Here is a 23,820-nt window from a genome sequence, read left to right as displayed (position 1 = left end):
ATGTCCACAATGGATCAAAATTTAGGCCAACAACTAGAAGTATTAGAAAATGTAGTGGCGGATGAAAGTCATTTTTAAAAAATATCTGGGAAAAACAAAACAAATTGTGAAGAATTTTAAAAAGCTCTCTTATTTCTGCGTGAAAGAGATATACTAGTAGTAGAGTTATTAGATCGCTTGTGAAGAAACTATGATCATATCATTCAAATTGTTCAACAACTGGATTAAAAAAAGATTGGCTTAATGATTTTAAACTTACCCATCTTAAATCAAGAACTGAGTAATCCAAGTTTACAAAAATTAATTCGCAATATGAGTGTCCAATTGCTACCTTGGACGGTTGATAATGAACGAAAAGAAAGTAAACGAAAACAGCGGCAAGGAATCGAAATTGCAAAGAAAAAAGGATATTATAAAGGCCGTCCTTTATAATACTCTGCAGACGCAAAGAATCCTAAAGATCAAATGACCTATCAGATTATTGTAAGTAAGTTGCAGCATGAAGAACCTGTGAAGAAGGTTACTGATGATACAGGCTTGACAAGAGATACAGTATACCGTATTCGGAAAGAGATTGAGCCTTTATGATAGAGCTCGCTGTATGAAAATTATTATGCTTAGCTATTTCAATTTAAAAAATTATAATAAATAAACTTATAAAAGGAGACTACATAATGAAAGCTTCAGAAATTAATTTTTTGAAATTTTTACAAGGGACTAAGCAATTTATTATCCCTATATATCAACGTAAGTATAGTTGGAATCTTCAGCAATGTCAGCAGCTGTGGGATGATCTGGAAAGCGCAGCAAGTAATTCAAAAATAAAAGGACACTTTATGGGATCGATTGTATACATAGAGAAAGGCCTATATCAGATTTCAGCAGTGCCCAAGTTGCTTGTAATTGACGGTCAGCAACGGCTAACGACTCTCACATTGCTATTGCTTGCCTTCCGTCAAATGATCGATGAGCGTAAAGAAAGTGTAGATATTACTAGTAAAAAAATCCGTAATTATTATCTTGTAAATAATGAAGAAGAGGGCGATCTTTACCATAAACTGGTTCTATCCCAGAGCGATAGAGAATCTTTAGTTAATCTAGTAGATCATATTGACATTCAAAAAGATAGTTCACCTAAGGTTTTAAATAATTATGAGTTTTTCTTAAATAAAATTCGCAACAGCGACCTTAGTTTGAATGAACTCTATCAAGGTCTACAAAAATTTATTATTGTAGATATATCCTTAGATCGTGACAATGATAATCCCCAATTGATATTTGAAAGTTTGAACTCAACTGGATTGGATCTTTCTCAAGCAGATTTAATTCGAAACTATATTCTTATGCGGTTAGAGCCTCAGGAACAGACTCGGTTATATCAAAAATATTGGCATCCAATGGAGAAGAGCTTTGGAAATCTGAATGAGTCTACCTTATTCGACCGATTTATGCGGGATTATCTGACACTCAAAACAGGGTATATACCGCGGATAAAGGAAGTATACAAGGACTTTAAAAGATATTTAGATGATTATTCACAAATGGGTATTGAGCATGTCCTGGAAGATATAGTTCAATACTCCAAATATTTTGTATATTTAACCTTTAACCAGGAACCTGACCAAAAAATTAATGAGGCATTGAAAGATATTAATGAATTAAATGTGGAGGTCTCTTACCCTTTCTTAATGGGTGTTTATGATGACTTTTCTCGAAACAAACTTTCCAGAGAGGATTTTGTTTCAGTCTTACGCATCGTGGAATCCTATATTTTCCGCAGAACGGTAGTAGGTATACCTACTAATTCTTTGAATAAAACATTTGCTTCTTTAAAAAATGAAATTATAGCAGAAAATTATTTAGAGAGTTTAGAAATCGCTTTTGTGATGAAAGGGACTTACCAACGTATGCCAAACAATGAAGAATTTAAAATGTCCCTTATGATTAAGGATGTCTATAATTATCGAAACCGCAATTACCTATTAAGAAAACTAGAAAACTTTAAGCGGAAAGAAGTAGTGAATATAGAAACTTTCACAATTGAACATATTATGCCTCAGAACGAGAATCTTTCAATAGAGTGGCAGCAGAATATTGGGTCTGATTGGAAAGAAGTTCAGGAAAAATACTTACACACAGTAGGGAATCTTACCTTAACTGCTTACAATTCTGAATTGAGTGACCGTCCCTTTAAGGAAAAGCGAGATTTGGAAGGAGGATTTGCGGATAGTCCACTCCGATTAAATAGGGAGTTAGGCAAGTTGGACACTTGGAATGAAAGTTTCATTCAGGAACGAGCTAGAAATTTGACTGAAAAATCCTTGCTTGTTTGGGGTTTTCCTGATTTACCTCCAGAAATATTAGAAAAATACAAAGAACAGAAACCAAATAAGATAAAAAAAGAGTACTCAATCACTGATTTTCCTAACTTATCTGAGGGAACTATCCTTGAGCTGTTCCAAAAACTCAGAAAATGGATCTTAAATTTAGATAGCTCCGTTACAGAGAAATTTTTTAAAAAACATATTGCTTATACAACAACTACAAATTTTGTTGATATTGTACCTCAGAAAAGAAGGCTTAGAATTAATTTAAATATACAATTTGAAAAAATTAGTGACCCTAGAGGAATGTGTAAGGATGTAACAAATATGAGACGTTGGGGACATGGGTACGTAGAAGTGGGTCTTTCAGATCGAAAAGATTTAGACTATATTATGATTTTAATAAAGCAGTCCTTTGAGATGCATAGAGAAGACGACGAATACTAAACTGTGTTTTTGGTAGATTATCAGTAATGGCTAGGGCACAACCCAGAGGGCTAAAGATATATCTTTTGGAGTCGTTCATAACTTCAAGTACAACATAGTTAAATGAAGAATAAGTACAGTCTATTCGCAAAATTTACATGCTCTATAATGATTAACTATAAAGGAGGGATTGTCATGAAAAAGTTGTTCAAAAAAAGAAAGATCACTGGTAAAACGGTACGTCCGAAAAAAGAAGAAATAGAAGATCAGGTTGAAAGAGAAATTTCAGATATTGATTTGAAGCAAAGCGAAAATGAATTTGAATCATTCTTCTCAGAGGTATTAAAAGGATTACCTAAAAAAACTTCAACCATCGTACTTAATGCTTATGATAAATCAAGAGAGCAAGCGGAAAAAACTCTAGCTAAAAGTAAAAATCAATTTGATAGTATTTTTGAGGAATTTTTGGAAGGCGTAGATGAAGAAACGCGTAAAAAATGTCATACGACCATTCATGCTGCGTCTTTAACAGCAGCCATTATCGGCTGTTCACCTATTCCTTTTTCAGATGCTTTCTTGCTGGTGCCAGTTCAATTAACAATGATGGCTCGGTTGCATAAGATATTTGGGCAATCATGGTCTGAAAGTTTAGGTAAGAGCCTATCTAAGGAATTAGTAATTGTTGGCTTAGGTAGAAGTGCAGTTGGCAATATACTGAAATTTATTCCGGCTGTTGGGACTGTTGCGGGTGCTACAATTAATGCGACTGTTGCTAGTGCAATCACAGAATCTTTAGGTTGGGTAACCGTAAAAATGTTAAATGAAGGGGAAGATATTTTCGAACAAGCTATGTCATTTAAAGGACAGTTTCAAGGACTGTTTAAATCACTTCAAAATTCTAATAAATCAGTGAATAAAAAATAGATTTCATAGTAGATAATTTCTCCAAGAGACAAAGTTACGTCCACTTTGTCTCTTATTTTTTGGTTTTTAAACGCATTATGATATCCCTGGAAATAGACCATATAATATAACCTGTCTTCCCGTCTGCCTACCATTCAAATTTTTCATAGAGTCAGATAATCTTATAATTTCAGATAGCATTTTGGAAATTTCAACAAGAACGGAAAAAATCACGGAATCTCTTCTTATATAAAACTTTGATCCGAAAGGTGTATCTTTAATAGTCAGCTCACAATTGTTTTAATAAAACGCAGTCAAAACTTAACAGTTATGAGTCATCATCTACTGAAGACTTTTGGTCTACCATCATTGGTGCTCTTTCTACGTTTATTACTTTAGGTATTTCATATACTTTTTTTGGATTGGTTAAGAAATCCAACTATGCGTATTGAACCATTTAAACAAGCTTTTCAAATATTCACAAAAAAATACTTTTTAGGTACATTTTTTATCTATATTATTACCGGTTTTTTTGTCTCATTATGGACACTTCTTCTTATCGTACCAGGAATTATAAAAACAATATTTTATTCTCAAGCCTATTTTATTTATAAAGATCATAAAACATTAACTGAAAATGGAAAAGTATCTTCTCTCGATTGCATAACAGAAAGTAGAAAAATGATGAATGGGCATAAGTGGGATTACTTTGTATTACAATTAAGTTTTATTGGCTGGGGGATTTTAAGTGTTTTATCTCTAGGAATCGGATTCCTATGGTTAAATCCATATGTAAATGTTACATACGCAGCTTTTTATAACAATCTGACTGAAAATAGTCGTTTTGACGAGTCATTAGATGACTTTTAATCTAATTAAGTTATGTATAAATAGCTAGACTGAAAAAAGGAGTAGTTCTAAATCGTTCATTATCAATAAATGAGTTTATTGAAGGGACAATCAATGCAGAACTATATTAGAGTATGATTACCACTTAAGGTGTTGACAATTGCGCTATATTAGCAAAAATAGTTTAACTTTAATAGACTATAAAGAAAGTACCACAGCAACTAAACTCACGTGTGACTATAATTAAGGAGTGATATTTTATGGGCAAATCAAAATGGTATTCCGGAGGAAATGAACGAGCAAAACAAGCAGCAAATATTATTACTGATTTATTAGATGATTTAAAAACAAACTTAGCTAACGAGTCGCTACAAAATGTATTAGAGAATTATTTTGAAGAGTTAGAACAAAAGGGCGCTTCTATTCCTATGATTTTAAGTCGTATGAACTTAGATATTTCTAAAGCAATCAGAAATGATGGAGTTACTTTATCAGACTATCAATCTAAAAAACTAAAAGAATTGACTTCCATATCCAATATTAGATATGGCTATTAACAATGTACAAAAATAGATAACTTCAATTATCCCTAATTAAATTAATGTATAAGGTCACAGTAGTTATAGTGACCTTATTTTATTTAGTCAATATAGAAATATCAATTAAATTATATAGCCAGTCGTTCCTTTAATTTAACTAATGCTTTTTATAAATATTAACTACATGAAATTAGATAGAATGATGTATTGATAATTAAAAGAGGTTGAATGTAAATGATTAGTTGCTATATGTAAACCAATGAGTTCGTTACTTTCTAATTTTTAAATGAGATAATAAGTCTAATGCATTGAGATAATAAAAAGGAGATTTTTTATGAGATATTTTACTGAAAACAAAAATGATTTTGAAGGATACAGGAAAAATATAGAAACGTTAGAAGTTAGATTGAATCACGAAACGTATAGCTTTATGTTGGATAATTCTTTTCATGATAGCCTTCTCAATAAATTGACAGTCTTGAATCATTACAACAATGAAGAACCTTATGATTCCAAAATAAGTCCAGTTTTTGTAAGTGCTCAGTTAACTTATTGGAATGATGAAAAATATGAATTGTTCTGGGAAGATGTAAGTGTGCATTCTGTTGATTTCGATATTACTAGAAATAAAATGGTTGAAACAGGACTAATTTTATATGGACATGGTCTTGATCAGTGGTCTCATGATGAATTATTGTTAATAGAAAATGGTGATTTAAGACATGAAATTTTTTTGTTTTCGCAAACAACTATTATAATTGAATGTAAAAAATTTTCTATTAAACAGATTGATTAATTATTTACTAGTACAATACATGAAATTACATAAAGTAAGGTAGACTAAAAAGTAGCTTATGATTATTATCGTTATAACAAAAAACAAACAAAAAATGAAAAATAAGATTGGAATTAATAAAATCCACATATAAATACATTAAAATAGGCTGCAAGTATCCTTGTAGCCTGAAATACATTAATTTAGATAGAGTAGAGTATTTATTATAGAGTTTGTTAAGGAGTCTACTTAATGAGTAATAAATTAAATAAACTAAAGATAAGAATCAAAACTAATTATACAAATAGAAAATGGACTATCTGGCCACTAATTATTATTGCCATATTTAGACTAATATGGAGCTATTTTTAAAATACTCTCATAATGATTTTTTTTCTTCAAGGACAGACTAAGTAATTCAATAACAAATACACTATTTGATATAAATTCATGTATTGATAGCTATTTTTTGTTAAAGTAAATTAATCTACGTAAAATGAAAAAACATGTTTTTGGGAACTACTTAATTCCCAAAATAACATTTAAGAGGTGTATATGATGAATCAAGAAGAAGCCAAGGAGATTACAGCAAAAGGTAGTTTATCTTTTGCTCAGTATATGAAATTTATTCTATATCGTCAGAGAAAAACTTTTTCCATTGTAAGTATAGTTAGTTTACCAATGTTTATAGTTCTTTATAATGGCTTAGATATTATAAATGTCCATTATTTATCAATTTTTGATTATATACTAGTCCTATTGAGCTCATTAATTTATGTTCTTTTGATACTGTTAGGCATGTTCTTTAAATTTTTTAGAGAGTATAAAAATGATCCATTAATAAGACAAGAAATTACTTATATCTTAACTAGTAATAGTATTCGCCAAGTAACTCAAAAAGTAACGGCAACTTACTACTGGAACGATTTCATAACGATTAAAGAACAGAAGGATCTCTTTTTATTGTATCTTTCTAAAACTAGAGCAATGGTAATACCTAAAACTTTCTTTAAAAACACTGAAGATATTAGACAATTTAAACAATTTGTAAAAGATAATAAAAAATAATCTTTAATAATACACCTGAATTATTCATACTTTTTATAAAGTCCTAAATTTTATCATTCTCTGCTTCGTTTTATGCTCAATGACTCTTTCTCTCAAAAATATTCTTCTAAAGGGTTTAATTTATTTTTGCTAACTGATTAAATTCAAGGAAGACCTCATTTTGGGCGCACTCATCCTATCGGATGGTTAACGAATTTTTTAAATGGCGCAATAAACGCAACTAACACTGCAGTACTTGAATGTTTTGTAGAATCCGATAAAATAGCTTTTGGTAAACATGGTAACTACTTAATTTCAAGTAGTGTCTTCTTCCGGAATGAACCATCTTTCCAGCAATTTTAAAGAGAAATAAGCGAATAGTAGAAACCTGATACCCTTTCGTTTCATTGGTAAAACACAATGTCCGCATGAAATTTACGATATTGTAAGCCAATAGGCTTACGATCATACGAGCATGATTTTCTATAAAACGTGGGCTATCTGTTTTGTCAAAGTAAAAGCCGTTTTTTGCTTCCTTAATGTAATTTTCCATCGTTCCTCTTTTTGAATACGTTTGGAAAACCATTTCTGGAGAGATGTCTTTTGAGAAATTGGTAATGATGAATTCATGTCTAAAAAGCAATTCACTAGCTTCTCTGGTTGATTTTATGCAAATCCTTCTGGATTTGACCCACGACTTTGCTTGATAAGTGGCGTTATAGTAATGAACTTCTTTCTTACCCCAATCGTGATGCTCCTTAATGGTAACGAATTGCTCAGCGATTCTGTACAGATTACGATTGGATTTTAAACGGATAGTATACAAACTATCGTACTCTTCACAAAGTTCATACAAATCGGGCATTGCGAAACCACTATCTGCACGTACCATAATAGTGCTTACTGGTGTCACAGAGTGATAATGCTCAAATAAAGGACGAGTAAATGCTGCGACGCCTTTTGAAGTGTAGACATTTCCAGAACGAAGTTCTGCTTTAAGAAAGTCACCAGTAAGACCATCAAAGGCAACTAGCGGATGATAACCGGTTGTCTGGTAATGCGCATTATAATCGGTCATTTCTTGATTTCCAAAGGTATCACTGTGGGTAGAATCTAAATCGAAAATCATTTCATTCGAATTTCGAATCGTACATGCTTTATCAATCAAAATCTGGTTAACCTTTTGAAGCTGAACGATATTTTCTGTGGACATCCGATCCCAGAAGCGAGAAATAGAAGCCTGTGAAGCCAACCGCTTTTTGTTTAAAACAGCTTGAAATATAGGATCAGTTGCTAATATATTGGCTGAAGAATCTGTAGGATAGCCCGCAATCAACTGCAAGATAATTTGTTCCAGAATAGATTCATTTTCATGAACATGATACAGTCGGTCATCTTGAATCTGGATGTTTTTACGTAAGATTTGGCTAAACTCAAATTTGTCCATGAATTCTTTTGCTAATATTAAGCCGGAATCTGAGGACAGATTTCCACCAGAATGAGATACTGTAACATTTGAATTGAAAAATAGACGATTTTCGTGTAAAGTTGCCATTGAAAGAACCCCTTTCTTTGGTTAGGTTTAGTCGCTTTAACCATATCAGATTGGGGTTCTTTTTGTACACCCAAAGGGTGCGAATGAACGAAATAAAATAGACTATTATAACAAGATTTTTGAAGCGTTTTTGAAAAACTATGAATTATTCAGGATACACTATTTTCTATAGAATCGTGTATCTAGAAATTTGTATTAACACGGTTCTTTAATTTTTTTATATTTAATCAAAGTAGAACAACTCTTCAAATTTTTTATCTAAAGCGATACATAATATCAATGCTAATTTTGCTGTAGGAACAAACACACATCTCTCTATTGAACCAATCGTATTTCTAGAAACACCGATCATATCTGCGAGTTGTTGTTGAGAAATCCCTAATTCTCTACGGGTGTCCTTTAAATGATTTTTCAGTACTAAATCTGTCTCTTCTGAATAATTGTTATCTTGTTTACTCATATTGTTTCGATCACATACCAAACTAAGAACGCAATTCCAATAAAACCAGCAACAATACCATATACCAAGGTATCTTTTTCTTTCGTTTGCTTATAACGATTAAAGCTATGAAAAGATAAAAAAGATAATGGGATTGCACCAGTATCTCCAAACGGCAAATCCATATATATTTTATAGATAGTTATAAGCATGATTAACATAGCCATAGCAAAGAAACCTATCTCATCACTCATATTATTTATATGGTCGTTACCTTCATCGCTCTTTTCATTTCGGTAACTGTTTAATATCTTTTCTTTTTTCATAATTATCCTCCTTTCATAATGACAAGTTTGTTTGTCTTAATAAAGAATAGCGCAGACAAACAAACTTGTCAATTCTGTTCTTTATTTGAACAATCCTTTTATACGTGAAATTAGATAGATTCATATATCGAGAATAGTAAAAAACACCAAACGAGTGTAAAGATATCTTTACACTCGTTTGGTGTTTTGTTATTATATATGTAAAGATATCTTTACTTAAATTAGGAGGTTCAATTAATGAATGTGATTAACCATATACGAGATATCCGTCAAAAGAAAGGAATAACTCAAATGAAAATGGCTGAGGATCTACAAGTCACACGTCAAACTATAAATGCAATTGAAAAGAATAAGTATAATCCTAGTTTAGAGTTAGCACTAAAATTAATAGCATATTTTGATATGCCAATCGATGAAATATTTATTTTAGAGGAGGATAATAAATGAGCGTAAACGACAGAGAAGTAAATGTGCAAAAATTAACAAAATGGGTGCCATATTTTATTATTAGTTGTACATTCGTAGGTGCAGTTTTCGGTTCATTTCTTGTTTACTATTTTCAAGGTGAGTTCCCATATGAAGTTCTTGTTGCTGGTCTAATAGCAGCTCTCTTTTTGACACTAATTCAAGTAATTAAACAAAAACATAAGAAAGATACTGTTCCTGAGACAGACGAGCGTATTGTTAAAAATATTTTCCGGTTTTTTGCATACATGTCACATGGTTTTTTAAGTATTTTGTTTATTGCTCTAGGAGTTTTTACACTTTTAGGTAATGAGTCCATTTCAATTTTTTATTTATGGATTCTTTTCTTCTCTTATATCTGGATCGTAGGAATAGGAGCTCTTATTATTAAAAGAAAATAATATGGTTTAAACGAATAGTTAATTCTTATTGATACATGAAATTACATAAAATAATGTATCGAGAATCTTGGTTTACTGATGTTTTCCTTTTATTAAATAATAGTGATTTTTTAACTACTATTAGAAAATTTACCCAATCGAACAAAGTAGAACTATAAATTTAGTCTTCTACTTTGTTTTCAATGGAGTCTGCTTGATCCGTTAGATGATCGACATATAAGTTTAATAAACGTGTACCTTCAACCTTATTTACAGTTAAACGATAATCGCCATACTCAATGGTAGCTTGCTCATTTGGACGTGGAATATTTCCATGTTGTGTAATAAAATACCCAGCAATTGAATCCACATCATTTGCTTGAATCGTTGTTTTAAAATATTCGTTGAATTTTGATAATTGAGTCGATCCGGATACTAAATAGCGGTTATCCGTTAACTTTTCGATTAAGTTATAGGTTTCATCGTATTCATCGTCTATATCTCCAACGATTTCTTCAAGTAAGTCTTCCAAGGTAACAATGCCTACAACACCACCATATTCATCACTCAAAATGGCCATTTGATTATGTGTTCGCTTCAAATTGTACAACAAATCATCCATGAAGATCGTTTCAGGAACATAGAGTGCTTCATTTAAGATGGTTTTTAAATCAATTTCATCTAAACTTGTTTCTCTAGAAGCTTTTAATAAACTTTTTACGTGTAAAATACCGATAATAGCATCTTTTTCAGCCTCATAGACTGGGACACGTGAATGGTTACAATTTAATAATAAAGGAATATTTAGTTCATTCCCGTCTTCATAATCGATCATAAAAACATCCGTACGAGGAACCATGATCTCTCTAGCCATTTTAGTATCCATTGATAAAACTCCGCGTAGCATTGAAAACTCCGTCAGGTCAATTGCACCTTCCTTTTGGCTATTCACTAAATAGGCACGAAATTCATCACGAGTCATTTTTTCTTCACTTTCAGTGAAATCAATGGGTGTTATCTTTTTAAGTAAACTAGTGGAAAAAGATAACAAGGCTACAAAGGGTTTTGTCACTTTTTGAACAATAAGAATTGTTCCAGCTGTGAAACCAGCTACGGATTCTGCTCGTTGCAAAGCCACTTGTTTCGGGTAAAGTTCACCAAAGACCAGTGTAAAATACGATAAAATAAGCGTAACTAGAATTGTAGCAATCTGTTGTCCACCCGGAACGTTACTAAGAAGTGGTTCCAAACGTGTAGCAAAACTGGTAGCGGCAGAGGCACTAGCAAAAAATCCTGCTAAAGTTATAGCAACTTGAATAGTGGCTAAAAAATTATCTGAGTGAGCTAATAACTTGAGAATATTTAATGCTTTTTTATCACCAGTGGCAGCTTTCTCTTTTACTTTGTTTTGATCTAAAGATACAAATGCGATTATGACCGAAAGAAGACAAAGGCGTACCTATACCAAAGAATTTAAAAACAAAGTGATAGATGAAGCTCTGAGAACGTTTGGTATTTTTCGATTTTTAAGTATGAAGGGCTGTCCCTATGACAATGCTGTAGCGGAAGCTACCTTTAAAGTAATTAAAACAGAATTCATTTATCAAAAACAGTTTGCGAGTCTTGATCATTTGACAGTAGAACTAAGTGATTATATCCATTGGTTCAATAAATTTAGGATTCACGGAACCCTCGGATACAAAAGTCCGTTGGACTTCCGATTGCAGACCATATAAATTTTGTACAGTTTAGTGTAGACAATCCATCAGTTGAAAGAAAAAAGTAAATATTATGCACGCAATCAGTACTAATTAACTTGTTTTTAAATATCACCGACTGTAAAATTAAGCTAGACAACTTAAAATCCATTCGACAAGCAAAAGTTGTCTAGTCTACTTAGATAACATAAAAACATAAGGTGGTAATTATTATCAAACTATTAATAGTAGATGATGAAAAAGATATTAGAAATTTAATTAAGTTATATTTATCGAATGAAAATTATGAGTTTGTAGAAGCAGAAAATGGGTTAGATGCTTTATCATTAATCAGTAGCGATATTGATTTAGTCTTACTTGATGTTATGATGCCAAAAATGGATGGGATTCAAACTTGTTTAAACATTAGAGATAACTTCAATATGCCAATATTATTTTTAACAGCTAAAATTGAAGATACGGATAAATTGACAGGTTTTTTATCTGGTGCTGATGACTATATATCGAAACCGTTTAACCCTATTGATCTAGTTGCTAGAGTTAAAGCAAATATAAGAAGGTACAAAAATTATTCAATTAGTCAATCAGAAACAACAAGTAAAATTTTACTAAATGAAATTACAGTAGATTTATCTTCACATGTTGTTTGCAAAAATAATGATGTAATCAATCTCACTAAAACAGAGTTTTATATTTTAAAGTTACTTATTGAGAATAGAGGTAAAGTCTATAGTTTAGAACAAATATACAATACTGTTTGGAAATCTGAATCTGTTTTAAACTCAGAGAGTACAGTGTCTGTACATATCAGAAATCTTAGAGAAAAGTTAGAAGACGATCTCTCTCATCCAAAATATATTAAGACAGTCTGGGGAGTTGGATATCGTGTGGACTAAAAAAATACGGAAAACTATTTATTTTTCAGTATTAACTAGGATGTTAATGGCTGCTATCATTAGTATATTATTTTTTCAGGCATGCTTAATTTTTTCTGATTTTTTAGTATTAAGACAAAAAACAATGATGTTGGAAAAACAAAAAATACAAGTAGAACAATTTGTTATGACTATTCAGAAAAAGGTTAAAAAGGAAGGATTAACACTAGCACAAGCAGTTGAAAAAAATTGGACTATTGAAAATAATGACTTTTATGTTTATATCACGAATGAATCCTCAATGTTTTTAACTGGATACCAAGATGATAAAAACATTCTAAACGACTCTTTTATACAGGAACTAGAGTTTTCTGATGTAAATGGGTCACTGGTAATAACTCCTCTGAAAGGCGATATGGAAGCAAGTGTTTATTATTTCATTTCTGGAATTCTATCAATTTTTTTATTTTTTTTTCTCTTACTCATTCTGCTGACAAAAGTTTTTTCATACATTAAAACTATTACTGATGGAGTGGAGATAATTTCGAAAGAAAGTTTAAGATACAAAATACCGGTCAAAGGAGAAAATGAGCTTTCAAAATTAGCCTTTTCTATAAATGAAATGGGTGAAAGTCTTTATCTGAAAAATAAATTAGAAAAATCCATTGAAATACAACAACGTACACTTATCACTAACTTATCTCATGATTTAAGAACGCCGTTGACATCAATGATTGGTTATATTGGACTAATCAAACAAAATACAGATGAGAAGGATAAAAATTACGAATATGCTAAAATTGTGCAAAAAAGTAGCTTGAGATTGGAAAATTTAATAGATAATTTGTTCATGTATTCAAAGTTAATTAGCAATGATATTAATATGAAGTTGGTAACAGTGGATATTAATATTTTTCTTACCCAGATTATAGAGCTTCAAAGAATAAATATCTCTTTTAAACCGGCAAAGAATAAAATCTTTTTAAAAATAGATATTGATAAATTTCAAAGAATTATGGATAATCTTTTTGAAAATATTCGAAAATACGGAATATCTGATGATATAGCTTTAATTCAGGTTATCGAAAATAGTGAAGATGTTGACATTATAGTAAGTAACAAAACGAAAGAAGAGTTAACTGATAAGATAGAATTACTAACAAATAGACTTTATGTTGGTAACGTAGAGAGAAAAAATGGATCATCAGGACTTGGATTATCTATTGTATCAGAGCTGACAAAGCATATGAACGGCCGTATAAGTATTGAATTCAAAAACCACTATTTCATACTGAAACTCACTTTCCCACAAAATTATAAATAAAGAAAGATACCCAATATGATTTTTAAATCGTATCGGGTATCTTTCTTTCAACTTTCTTTTATCTTTCTTCTATAATTCTTTTCTTAAAACTAAATTAACCTTTTATTTTGATTGATATAATTAATTTAATCTAAGAATTGAGGAAGGGGCTAGAAAAAAGAAATGGTAAAAAAATTAAATTTTATTCTTTTAGCTGTGCTTATATTTATTTCAATATATCTTATCTTTAATGGATATATGATAGGCGCATTTGCAAGTAAGGAAAATTTTGAAGTATATATTAAACAATATGGATTATTAGCTCCTCTTATCTTTATACTTTTCCAAATAGTTCAGGTTTTGGTACCACTAATACCTAGTTTTATTGGTTATGCAGGTGGTGTTGCATTGTTTGGTATGTGGGAAGGCTTTTTCTATAATTATATTGGCATTACTTTGGGATCAATTTTAGCTTTCCTTTTAGCAAGAAGGTTGGGTCGTAATTTCGTTACGTCTGTGGTTGATGAAACTTCTTATAGCAAATATTTGAATTGGATTAATAAAAAAAAATCATTTCCCATTGCGTTATTTATAGTCATACTTCTCCCTTTTGCACCGGATGACATTTTGTGTTATTTATCTGGACTTACAAAGATTTCTTTTCGTAAATTCACATGGATTATTATCTTTGCAAAGCCATGGTGCATTTTAGGCTATTGTCTTATTTTTAGTGGAATTATTTAGGAGGTTTTATTTATGATAGGATTTTATAATTATACAGTTGTCTTAACTTATTTTAGTTTGTATATCTCTATTATTGGAATTATTTTTTCTATCACTGGTAATATAGGTTTAGGCTTGATTTGTTTAATCATTTCTGGGGTATGCGATATGTTTGATGGTAAAATTGCTTCTACCAGAGAAAGAACCCATGAGGAAAAAAGGTTTGGCATACAAATTGATTCCTTATCTGATTTAGTCTGCTTTGCTGTCCTTCCCGCAATTATATGCTATGAATTGGGTACAAAAGGAATAACTACTTATTTTGCAGTGACAATTTATATTTTAGCAGGTCTCATTCGTCTTGCGTACTTCAATGTTATTGAGGAATTAAGCCAAAGTGAAGAATATGATAATAAGACGTATATAGGACTTCCTATTACGACTATTGCGGGTATTTTACCCCTTATTTATTGTTTAAATGTAGACAACTTTAAATTTGTTTACCCTTTTCTACTGTCTTTAATGTCTATTGCTTTTTTACTCCCATTTAAATTAAAAAAACCTAAGTCAAAAATAATGTATACAATGGCCTCAATTCTTTGTTTTGAATTTTTATTTTTGTTAAAACAGGTGATTTTATGACAGAATTAGTAAACAATAAACGTAGTCTTAGCCAAGTTACTTTATTTTTATACCAGACGCCACTAGGTAGACTGTTATTAAAAGGTTTAATTTCTGTTCCAGTTAGTAATTATGCTGGAATATTTTTGAACAGTCCCTATTCAAAGTGGTTAATTAAAGGATTTATAAATAATAATAAAATTAATATGAAAGAATTTATTAAAAAAGATTATACTTCGTTCAATGATTTTTTTACAAGAGAGATAAACCTAAAATTTCGAACCATTGATAGGAGTCCTTTTCATTTAATCAGTCCTTGTGACGGAAGGTTAAGCATATACAAGATTGATAAGAATAGTACATTAAATATTAAATCATCTACCTATACATTAGATGAATTAGTACAAAATGAAAGTATTGCAGAGGAATACAATAATGGATATTGCCTTGTTTTTCGATTAGAAGCATCTGATTATCACCGTTATCACTTTATAGATGATGGAAATCAAGAAGAAAATATAGTTATAAATGGTGTTCTTCATAGCGTACAACCAATAGCTATACATAAATATCCTGTTTTTAAACAAAATAGTCGTTCCTATACAATAATGCAAACGAGTCATTTTGGTAAAGTCATACAGATGGAAGTTGGAGCGTTACTAGTAGGTAAAATTAGAAATTATTATCAAAAAAAAAGATTTTTGCGTGGCAGTGAAAAAGGTCACTTTGAATTTGGAGGTTCTACAATTATTCTTTTATTCAAGGATCAGTGTATTCAGTTAAATGATGACATAATACTTAATTCCTGTAATGATTTAGAAACTGTTGTTAAAATGGGAGAACATATTGGATCAAAATTATTTAAATAAGTAATCAAAACGATTAAATTTCTGCTTGTTAAGAATTATTATATCCAAATATGAAAGAGAAGACGAAAAAGTATCTCTGAAATTGAAATGAAAAATCTTATACAGAAATAATTTTAAGAAAGTTAGCCACTTATTTTAGCAGCTTGGATTATCTACACTAAACTGTACAAAATTTATATGGTCTGCAATCGGAAGTCCAACGGACTTTTGTATCCGAGGGTTCCGTGAATCCTAAATTTATTGAACCAATGGATATAATCACTTAGTTCTACTGTCAAATGATCAAGACTCACAAACTGTTTTTGATAAATGAATTCTGTTTTAATTACTTTAAAGGTAGCTTCCGCTACAGCATTGTCATAGGAACAGTCCTTCATACTTAAAAATCGACAAATACCAAACGTTCTCAGAGCTTCATCTATCACTTTGTTTTTAAATTCTTTGGTGTAGGTACGCCTTTGTCTTCTTTCAGTCATAGTAGATTCTCCTTTTTTACTCTTCATTCGAATTTTACAAGACCTTAATTTTATTGTCCAACTAAGTGTAGTGTAGCCTATCCAACTAAAGCAGAATATAAGGTATAATTACATAGACTAAAATGAATAGATTAAATACACGTAGAAAGGAGTATGAAGATGAGAATTCTACTTGCGACGGATTTGTACACTCCAGCGATTAACGGAGTCGTTACGTCAACCGTTTCATTAAAAAATTCCTTAGAGAAAATTGGACACGATGTACGTGTATTAACACTTTCTGAAGACGAATATATTGATATCGAAGAAGATATTTATAGCGTTTCTTCCTTTAACATCAATAAAATTTATCCAGGTGCTCGCATTAAGTTTTTTAAAGATCGAGCTGTTTTAAGAGAAATTATAGACTGGAGTCCGGAAATTATTCACACACAAAGTGAATTTAGTACGTTTCGCATGGCAAAATATATTGCCCATTATCTTTCGATTCCGATTGTACATACATATCACACAATATACGAAGACTACACACACTATTTTTCTCCCAACAAAACAACGGGTCGAAAAGTAGTCTCGCTCTTATCTAGAAAGTTGCTAAGCGATGTTGAGTACGTAATAGCGCCAACAAACAAAGTTAAATGCATGCTGGATGGCTATGAAGTTAGGCAACCGATTAAAGTTATTCCCACTGGGATTCAGTTAGATCGATTTACTAAAAGATTAGAGTCGAGAAAAAGAAGCCAAATGCGTGAGTATCTGGATATTCCAAAAGATGCCTTCTTACTCATTTCATTAGGTCGTTTAGGAAAAGAAAAAAACGTAGAAGAATTACTTCTTTTCTTCTCGTTATTGAAAATTGAGGCTCATTTATTAATTGTTGGTGACGGGCCAAACCGATATCGTTTGAAGGAATATGCAAAAGAATTAAAAGTGGATCATAAAGTTACCTTTACCGGGATGATAGATCCACTTGAAGTACCGCTATATTATCAGACTGCAGATTTGTTTGTTAGTGCGTCAACAAGTGAAACACAAGGACTGACGTATATTGAAGCTTTCGCGAGTGGAATCCCAGCTTTATGTCGTGCAGATGAATCCATTGAAAATGTCATTATTGATGGGAAAATGGGTTATCAATATCACTCGTTTAAAGAATTTGAATCTTGTCTGTACGCTTTAATCCATAGTAAAGAACTGTATCATAAAATGGTGGGTGAAGCAGAAGAATTTGCTTTTAAATATTATTCTTCTGAATCTTTCGGAGAGCACGTGAACGAAATTTATATAAAAGCAATCGACTCTTACCAGTTAAAACACGCTATTCATTACAATCATTAAAAATAAATGTTGAACAAAATAACCATTGAGGAGGCACAATCAATGAAAAAAGAGCATTTTAACAAATCTCTGAAATCAATGGTTAACTCATTCTTAATTAAATACAAAAAAAAAATTCGATTTGGGTTGCATATTTTAAACATTGTGGGTATTCTTGGAACGATTTACGGATTTTATTGGAGCTACCAACAGCAAATTTTCACTTCTGAAATCGCTCTACGAAATCTTTTGAATTCGATGGGTGCGTTGGCTCCGTATGGGTTTATGGGGATTCAAATTGTTCAGACCGTTATCCCTATTATACCTGGTGCTTTGACCATACCCATGGGGACGATGATTTTTGGTGCGGGATATGGATTCTTTTTAAATTTCGTAAGCATCATGATTGGGTCAGTACTTAATTTTGCGATTGCTCGAAAACTAGGTCGCCCATTCGTGGAGTTGTTGGCTGGAGATAAAAAAATTAATAAATATATCCGTTGGTTAGATGACCCTCATCGATTTGATCGATTATTTACTTTTGGGATGTTCTTTCCATTATCACCCGCTGATTTCTTATGTTACTTAGCCGGACTTTCGAGTATATCGTTTCGAAAATATTTCGTTATTTTAGCTCTCGGAAAACCGATTACCTTGCTTATTTATTCGTATGGTATGACTAAAGTATTAAATGTTATTTTTCAAGTATTAGGATAGTAAAGGGGAATGAAATGCAGATTTATTTATGCAATGATTTACAAGAATACATTAAACAAAGTGGTGTTGGTCGTGCGATTGAACACCAACAAATGGCGTTAACTGAGGAGAATATTTTCTATACATTAACAGGTGAAGAGCCCTACGATATTATCCATATCAACACTATTTTTCCACAGTCTTATCTGAAAGCAAAGAAAGCAAAAAGAGCTGGAAAACCTGTTGTCTTTCATGCGCATTCGACTATTGAAGATTTTCGGAACTCCTATTTTTTTGCGAATGCTCTTGCATCACTATTCGGATGGTGGATTAAGAAATGTTATGCATCAGCAGACCTAGTGCTAACTCCATCTGCTTACTCAAAATCTTTAATCGAAGGTTACGGGATTGATGTACCGATTGAAGTCATTTCAAACGGAATTGATCTGTCGTATTGGCGTAGTACCGATGAAGAAACACTCCTTTTTAGAAAGAAGTATGGGATCGCTCCAGATGAAAAATTAATTCTGTCTGTTGGTTTACAAATCAAGCGCAAAGGAATTTTAGATTTTGTTGAAATGGCAAAACGTTTACCTGACTATCAATTTATTTGGTTCGGTCATACGGGCAAAAATTTATTGCCAAAAGAAGTTGTCGAGGCCATTGAAACTGAGTTGTCCAATCTTCAATTTCCTGGTTATATTGAACGCGATGAACTTCGTGTAGCTTACCAAGCCTGTGATTTATATGTATTCCTGACCCATGAAGAAACAGAGGGAATCGTCTTATTGGAAGCCTTAGCGAGTAAAACAAATACGCTCGTGCGGGATATTCCTGTCTTTACCCCCTCTTACACACATGAGGAAACTATTTATAAAGGACGTTCAATCGATCATTTTGTTGAGCTTGGTCAAGCAATCATCGAAGGTGAAGTACCTTCATTAGTGGACGCAGGTTATGGTAAAGTCTCTGAAAAAAGTATTCAAAATGTTGGCAAGCAGCTCAAAAATTTCTATCAGCAATTAATGCCTGTAAACTTGGTTCCATAGAGTAGAAGCGTCGCTAGTCTGATGGATGAAATAATTTATTAAATCTCTCCTATTGTTGATTTTAAATGATAGGAGAGATTTTTGTATTATACTGGAAGTACGAGCTCAAAATTTTCTAAAATAAAGTAGTTTTTACTATGGAATTTTGATTGATGCAGATGCTTGTCCGGATATTTTGAGAACTGAGGAGTGGCTATTTAGAGTGTACCCAAAATAGATATAGAGGTTACATTGTTTTATCGTTCTTTCTTATTTAGGCTGCTTAATTCCAAAAATAACAGTTAAGAGGTGCTTGCTATGATTCAAGAAGACAATAATGAAATTATAGCCAAAGGAAAATTAATGTTCTCCCAATATATTAAGCATAACTTTTATCATCAGAGAACGTATTTAGCTATTTGTAGTGTAATTGGCTTTTTGTATTTCAATTTTCATTCTCTCCGCAGTTTTTTCAGGTGAACGGGTAACGTCAGTTTGACCAGCATTTGGACCTAAGATACCTAGTCTCCCAGCGTTACTTACTGCTGCAACAAATTCAGCATTCGTAATCCAAGCCATTGGTCCCTGTATAATCGGTTTTTCTATATTTAATATTTCAGCTATTCTATTAGTCATTATGATCTCCTCCTGAAGTCCTTTGTAACTTAAAATATAAAAATAACTTTTTTTACTTGATACATCTAATTTTTAAACTTGGTGATAAGAAAAAAATAGTCATCCACAATTTATTTGTAAAAGTCTAATAAGCAATGAGGGTGTAAAATCTCTTATTTTATTTAAAGAGGTATACATATATGAATACCTTTTTAAATAAAAGTATTAGTAGTCGAGCATTCCGTATTGGTAAGGAACTCCCATATTTTCACGAAGTGTTTTTCCTTCGTAATCCTTATGGTATAAGCCACGTTCCTGTAAAATAGGTACAACTAGTTTTACAAAATCTGCAATTCCTTCATTAGCAACATCTGGAACAATAGAAAAACCATCACTTGCTCCAGCTAAAAACCATTCTTCTAAAAAGTCGGCAACTTGAACGGGTGTACCAGCAACCACTGGATGATAGTTGATTACACCATGAGCGAGAACATCGCGAATGGATAGACCTTTTTTCAATAATTCTAAGGCTTTTTCAGAACGAGGATCTCTAGGATTAGCATGAGCTCTTTGCAATAGCTTATCTTCTAAAGGTTGATCAATATCAATCGAGTCTACTGACATTGGTACACCAACCATAATACCAAGATAGCTTACTCTGTTTGGTATCTCCTTAGGGTCAAAACTCATAAGTTTTCTGCGTCTTTCTAAAGCTTCTTCTTCAGTTGAACCTAAAGAAAACATAAAACCTGTAAGCATCTTGATATCGTCTGGGTTTCTACCAAAACGACTTGCACTTTGGCGAATGGCAGCTCTGTGTTCACGTGCTGACTCTATGTCGTAAGGATTAGCATAGACTCCTGAAGCATAGCGTCCAGCCAATTCCAAACCTTCAATTCCACCACCTGCTTGGAAGATTACAGGTTGACCTTGTTCAGAAGGAGGAATGGGTAGAGGACCTTGCGAAGCATAATACTCCCCTTGAAGATTAATGGGTTGTATGTTGTCCATATTGGCAAATTCTCCATCTTCCGTATCTAAAGTTAAGGCATCTTTTTCCCAACTTCCCCATAGTGCTTGGACAATTTGAATACTCTCATGGGCCTTAGCATATCTTATTTCGCGGCTATCCACACGACTACCAAAGTTAGCTGCTGCTTCAGGAGCAGAGGTTGTTACTGCATTCCAACCCACACGTCCTTTACTGATAACATCTAATGCTTTGAATTGACGCGCTATGTTATATGGATAGTTAAATGTTGTTGACATTGTAGCTACTAGACCAATATGTTCAGTTTCTCTAGCTACGGCCATTAACGATAACATTGGGTCCATAGGGTACATAGGAGAATGAGGACCTAAATCATTGCTTAATGCTGGCGTATCAGCAATGAAAATCATATGGAATTTCCCTTTTTCTGCTAACTTTGCCCCTTCTACGTAACTATCAATATTAATATAACTAGTTGGGTCGGCACCAGGCATTCTCCATGAAGTGAATTCACCACCATATCCAGCAACCATTTGTAGTGCTAATTGCATTTCTTTTCTATTTTCCATCTTTATCTTCCTCCTAGTTTTTTAAGTTATCAAAAGTATTGATAACTTAATTTCTTAGCATTATTCAATAGGAATAGGGACTAATCTTAAATTATTGGGTGGTTAATACTTAGGTTGCTAACTATTAAATTGAATTAATCTTAGATTATAAATGTATTTCTGATTAAGCATGAAACCCTAATGGTATTGATCCGACTGTTCTGCGATGATAAAGTAGGGGACTTTTTTCTTTCACTTGCATATTTTTCACTGAACCAATAAAAATAGTATGATCTCCTGCCTCTATGGTTTGAAATGTTTCACATTCAAAGACAGCAAAAGCCCCTTCAATAATTGGCAATTGATTAGCTGAAAATGACCAGTTTATCTCACTAAAACGATCTAAATCTTTTTTTGAAAAAATTCGTACAAGTTCATTTTGATCTTCTGCCAATAAATGGACTACAAACTTTCCAGTTTCTTTAAATGTATGGATTGACGAAGATTTATGATCGATAGACCAGAGCACCAGAAGGGGATCCATAGATAGGGAAGTAAATGAGTTGATTGTTAATCCAACTGGATGTCCTTCATTGTCTACCGTCGTAACAATAGCTACTCCTGTCGGATAATTGCCTAGAGCTGCTTTAAATAAGTGTTCATCTGCTTTATTTAACATCTGTGAAGTCTCCTTTAATTATGCAGTTTATTTTTTTAGCTGTATAAATTAATTAATCCTATTGAATTGCATTTGGAATAAGTTGAATACAATTCCAATTCAATTGATATATTACTAAACGCTGCTACCCTAAGAGTAATAAAATTATGATTTAGTATACTTGTTCTTAGGGTAAGGAAGACCTAAGTTTCCTCGTAGCGTATCTGATTCATATTCTGTACGGAAAATGCCTCTATCCTGTAAAATTGGAACGACTAAATCAGCGAAATCTTCTAAAGCTGTTGGATGCTCTTGTTGAACCAACAACATATCCATGGAACCTGCTTCATACCATTCCTGAATTTGATCGGCGACTTTCTCGGCCGAGCCGAAAAATAAAGGTTTTGGAATTCTATACTGAGGGATTAAACTTTCCATTTCCCGGAATTTTTCTTCGGCTTCTTTTTCAGTTCTGCCAACAAGCACTTGCTGTGAAACCGCAACAATAAAGTCCTCAGGAGATCGTCCTTCTAATGCTACCTTTTTTTTAATTTTTGTCACAATTTCTTTTAAATTATCAACTGATTGAGCAAAGGTAAAGACTCCATCCGTATACTTCGCAGCATTATTCATAAAATTATCAGACATACCCGCCGTGAAGAGTACCGGTCTACCTTGGACTGAACGACTAAGATTCAATGGACCATCTACCGAAAAATAATTCCCTCTATAGTTTATAGGATGCATTTTTTGTGGATTTAAATAGATTCCATTTGCTTTATCTCGTATAAAAGCATCATCTTCATATGAATCCCATAAACCTAAGAGAATCTCCATAAATTCTTTTTGCATCGGGTACTGATCTGCTTTTGTTAGATGCCCTCTGCTATAGTTCATCATTCCACCCGGATTTGAGGTAATCGCATTTAGGGAGGCGCGGCCTTTGCTGATTTTGTCGAGGGATAATATCTGTCTCGCAGCAGAAAATGGATCTCCGTACGACGCAGCAATGGTTGCTGAAAGGCCAATATTCTTAGTAACCATACTAAGCGCTGACATGATGCTGACTCCTTCAAACATGCTCAAGTAATGTGGTATGTTTCCCGGCCCAACATGGCTGACATCGATTAAAAACAAAGTATCGAATTTCGCCTTTTCTGCAATTTTTGCTTGTTTTACATAGTAATCGATATTTTCACTCGCATCAGCAGGCATGTCAGGGTGTCGCCACCCCATATGGTTATAGCCCACACCTTCAATAATAGCGCCCATTTTTAACATTTTTCTATTATCCATTCTTTTCACCTTCTCTCTATCGAAATAAAATATTATGATTATCTTAAATTTTAAGTAT

26 protein-coding genes and 1 pseudogene are annotated in these 23,820 nt (G+C 32.4%); 18 read left to right on the top strand and 9 right to left on the bottom strand.

What is annotated here, in order from left to right:
* Positions 1–243 precede the first annotated feature (243 nt).
* The 7 genes from BR65_RS13840 to BR65_RS08945 all read left to right on the top strand — a co-directional run bounded on the left by BR65_RS13840 (position 244) and on the right by BR65_RS08945 (position 6,884).
* Entirely contained in the window at positions 244–432 is a 189-nt protein-coding gene (locus tag BR65_RS13840) for a hypothetical protein (protein WP_051932736.1), read from the top strand.
* A 242-nt stretch (positions 433–674) separates the two neighbouring features.
* Positions 675–2,771, top strand: coding sequence for a DUF262 and DUF1524 domain-containing protein (locus BR65_RS08970; RefSeq protein WP_034537968.1), 2,097 nt, complete (start codon positions 675–677; stop codon positions 2,769–2,771).
* Between the two features lie 174 nt (positions 2,772–2,945).
* Complete coding sequence (locus tag BR65_RS08965) at positions 2,946–3,674, top strand: YcjF family protein (protein ID WP_034537967.1); 729 nt, start codon at positions 2,946–2,948, stop codon at positions 3,672–3,674.
* Between the two features lie 420 nt (positions 3,675–4,094).
* Complete coding sequence (locus BR65_RS08960; RefSeq protein ID WP_051932734.1) at positions 4,095–4,523, top strand: DUF975 family protein; 429 nt, start codon at positions 4,095–4,097, stop codon at positions 4,521–4,523.
* A gap of 239 nt (positions 4,524–4,762) precedes the next feature.
* The gene (locus tag BR65_RS08955; protein WP_034537966.1) at positions 4,763–5,059 is read left to right on the top strand and encodes a bacteriocin immunity protein; all 297 of its coding nucleotides are present in this window, start codon (positions 4,763–4,765) and stop codon (positions 5,057–5,059) included.
* Between the two features lie 316 nt (positions 5,060–5,375).
* Complete coding sequence (locus BR65_RS08950; RefSeq protein WP_034537965.1) at positions 5,376–5,837, top strand: hypothetical protein; 462 nt, start codon at positions 5,376–5,378, stop codon at positions 5,835–5,837.
* 537 nt (positions 5,838–6,374) lie between these two features.
* A complete protein-coding gene (locus tag BR65_RS08945; protein ID WP_034537964.1) occupies positions 6,375–6,884 on the top strand; it encodes a YcxB family protein in 510 nt (169 codons plus the stop codon).
* Positions 6,885–7,104: 220 nt separating this feature from the next.
* Here BR65_RS08945 and BR65_RS08940 read toward each other — a convergent pair whose 3' ends face one another.
* The 3 genes from BR65_RS08940 to BR65_RS08930 all read right to left on the bottom strand — a co-directional run bounded on the left by BR65_RS08940 (position 7,105) and on the right by BR65_RS08930 (position 9,183).
* A complete protein-coding gene (locus BR65_RS08940; RefSeq protein WP_034537963.1) occupies positions 7,105–8,418 on the bottom strand; it encodes an IS1380 family transposase in 1,314 nt (437 codons plus the stop codon).
* A 223-nt stretch (positions 8,419–8,641) separates the two neighbouring features.
* Positions 8,642–8,878 (bottom strand): helix-turn-helix transcriptional regulator, encoded by a 237-nt coding sequence (locus tag BR65_RS08935; protein ID WP_051932733.1) that lies wholly within the window; start codon positions 8,876–8,878, stop codon positions 8,642–8,644.
* Positions 8,875–9,183 carry a DUF6442 family protein gene (locus BR65_RS08930; RefSeq protein WP_244877166.1) on the bottom strand — a complete coding sequence of 103 codons (309 nt, stop codon included), beginning with the start codon at positions 9,181–9,183 and terminating at the stop codon, positions 8,875–8,877. Before BR65_RS08930 ends, BR65_RS08935 begins: the two co-directional genes overlap by 4 nt.
* Positions 9,184–9,420: 237 nt before the next feature.
* Here BR65_RS08930 and BR65_RS08925 point away from each other — a divergent pair, with 237 nt between their 5' ends.
* Both BR65_RS08925 and BR65_RS08920 read left to right on the top strand, forming a co-directional pair.
* Complete coding sequence (locus BR65_RS08925; protein WP_034536275.1) at positions 9,421–9,630, top strand: helix-turn-helix transcriptional regulator; 210 nt, start codon at positions 9,421–9,423, stop codon at positions 9,628–9,630.
* Positions 9,627–10,049, top strand: coding sequence for a hypothetical protein (locus tag BR65_RS08920; protein ID WP_051932732.1), 423 nt, complete (start codon positions 9,627–9,629; stop codon positions 10,047–10,049). Before BR65_RS08925 ends, BR65_RS08920 begins: the two co-directional genes overlap by 4 nt.
* 160 nt (positions 10,050–10,209) lie before the next feature.
* Here the strand turns inward: BR65_RS08920 and BR65_RS08915 are convergent, their stop codons facing one another.
* Positions 10,210–11,460 (bottom strand): hemolysin family protein, encoded by a 1,251-nt coding sequence (locus tag BR65_RS08915; RefSeq protein ID WP_244877189.1) that lies wholly within the window; start codon positions 11,458–11,460, stop codon positions 10,210–10,212.
* 37 nt (positions 11,461–11,497) lie between these two features.
* On the opposite strand from BR65_RS08915, the pseudogene BR65_RS08910 reads away from it, so the two are divergent.
* The 6 genes and pseudogenes from BR65_RS08910 to BR65_RS08885 all read left to right on the top strand — a co-directional run.
* Positions 11,498–11,764: pseudogene (locus BR65_RS08910) on the top strand (IS3 family transposase); the annotation flags it as partial.
* Between the two features lie 182 nt (positions 11,765–11,946).
* The gene (locus BR65_RS08905) at positions 11,947–12,642 is read left to right on the top strand and encodes a response regulator transcription factor (protein WP_051932729.1); all 696 of its coding nucleotides are present in this window, start codon (positions 11,947–11,949) and stop codon (positions 12,640–12,642) included.
* Positions 12,643–12,688: 46 nt separating this feature from the next.
* Positions 12,689–13,945: a HAMP domain-containing sensor histidine kinase gene (locus BR65_RS08900; protein ID WP_169741900.1), complete on the top strand. Its 1,257-nt coding sequence runs from the start codon at positions 12,689–12,691 to the stop codon at positions 13,943–13,945.
* 162 nt (positions 13,946–14,107) lie between these two features.
* Positions 14,108–14,668: a TVP38/TMEM64 family protein gene (locus BR65_RS08895; protein WP_034537961.1), complete on the top strand. Its 561-nt coding sequence runs from the start codon at positions 14,108–14,110 to the stop codon at positions 14,666–14,668.
* Positions 14,669–14,680: 12 nt separating this feature from the next.
* Positions 14,681–15,289 (top strand): CDP-alcohol phosphatidyltransferase family protein, encoded by a 609-nt coding sequence (locus BR65_RS08890; protein WP_034537960.1) that lies wholly within the window; start codon positions 14,681–14,683, stop codon positions 15,287–15,289.
* Complete coding sequence (locus tag BR65_RS08885; RefSeq protein WP_034537959.1) at positions 15,286–16,137, top strand: phosphatidylserine decarboxylase; 852 nt, start codon at positions 15,286–15,288, stop codon at positions 16,135–16,137. The genes BR65_RS08890 and BR65_RS08885 overlap by 4 nt, the downstream gene beginning before the upstream one ends.
* A gap of 173 nt (positions 16,138–16,310) precedes the next feature.
* Here BR65_RS08885 and BR65_RS08880 read toward each other — a convergent pair whose 3' ends face one another.
* Positions 16,311–16,613, bottom strand: coding sequence for an IS3 family transposase (locus BR65_RS08880; RefSeq protein WP_051932727.1), 303 nt, complete (start codon positions 16,611–16,613; stop codon positions 16,311–16,313).
* 159 nt (positions 16,614–16,772) lie between these two features.
* On the opposite strand from BR65_RS08880, the gene BR65_RS08875 reads away from it, so the two are divergent.
* Genes BR65_RS08875 through BR65_RS08865 form a run of 3 tightly spaced genes read left to right on the top strand, consistent with a single transcriptional unit; the run spans position 16,773 to position 19,675 of the window.
* Positions 16,773–17,951: a glycosyltransferase gene (locus BR65_RS08875; protein WP_034537958.1), complete on the top strand. Its 1,179-nt coding sequence runs from the start codon at positions 16,773–16,775 to the stop codon at positions 17,949–17,951.
* 42 nt (positions 17,952–17,993) lie between these two features.
* Positions 17,994–18,647: a TVP38/TMEM64 family protein gene (locus tag BR65_RS08870; RefSeq protein WP_244877165.1), complete on the top strand. Its 654-nt coding sequence runs from the start codon at positions 17,994–17,996 to the stop codon at positions 18,645–18,647.
* A 14-nt stretch (positions 18,648–18,661) separates the two neighbouring features.
* Positions 18,662–19,675 carry an LTA glycolipid anchor biosynthesis glycosyltransferase, IagA/BgsA family gene (locus BR65_RS08865; RefSeq protein WP_034537957.1) on the top strand — a complete coding sequence of 338 codons (1,014 nt, stop codon included), beginning with the start codon at positions 18,662–18,664 and terminating at the stop codon, positions 19,673–19,675.
* Between the two features lie 390 nt (positions 19,676–20,065).
* Here the strand turns inward: BR65_RS08865 and BR65_RS08860 are convergent, their stop codons facing one another.
* The 4 genes from BR65_RS08860 to BR65_RS08845 form a co-directional block, all read right to left on the bottom strand.
* Positions 20,066–20,290: a nitronate monooxygenase gene (locus tag BR65_RS08860; RefSeq protein WP_034537956.1), complete on the bottom strand. Its 225-nt coding sequence runs from the start codon at positions 20,288–20,290 to the stop codon at positions 20,066–20,068.
* A gap of 204 nt (positions 20,291–20,494) precedes the next feature.
* Entirely contained in the window at positions 20,495–21,829 is a 1,335-nt protein-coding gene (locus BR65_RS08855) for an NtaA/DmoA family FMN-dependent monooxygenase (protein ID WP_034537955.1), read from the bottom strand.
* A gap of 163 nt (positions 21,830–21,992) precedes the next feature.
* Positions 21,993–22,487: a flavin reductase family protein gene (locus BR65_RS08850; RefSeq protein WP_034537954.1), complete on the bottom strand. Its 495-nt coding sequence runs from the start codon at positions 22,485–22,487 to the stop codon at positions 21,993–21,995.
* Between the two features lie 144 nt (positions 22,488–22,631).
* Positions 22,632–23,762 carry an NtaA/DmoA family FMN-dependent monooxygenase gene (locus tag BR65_RS08845; protein ID WP_034537953.1) on the bottom strand — a complete coding sequence of 377 codons (1,131 nt, stop codon included), beginning with the start codon at positions 23,760–23,762 and terminating at the stop codon, positions 22,632–22,634.
* Positions 23,763–23,820: the final 58 nt, after the last annotated feature.

Origin of the sequence: Carnobacterium inhibens subsp. inhibens DSM 13024 (assembly GCF_000746825.1) — a bacterium.
Taxonomy (GTDB): Bacteria; Bacillota; Bacilli; order Lactobacillales; family Carnobacteriaceae; genus Carnobacterium_B; species Carnobacterium_B inhibens.
This window is presented reverse-complemented; position numbering and strand designations above follow the sequence as displayed.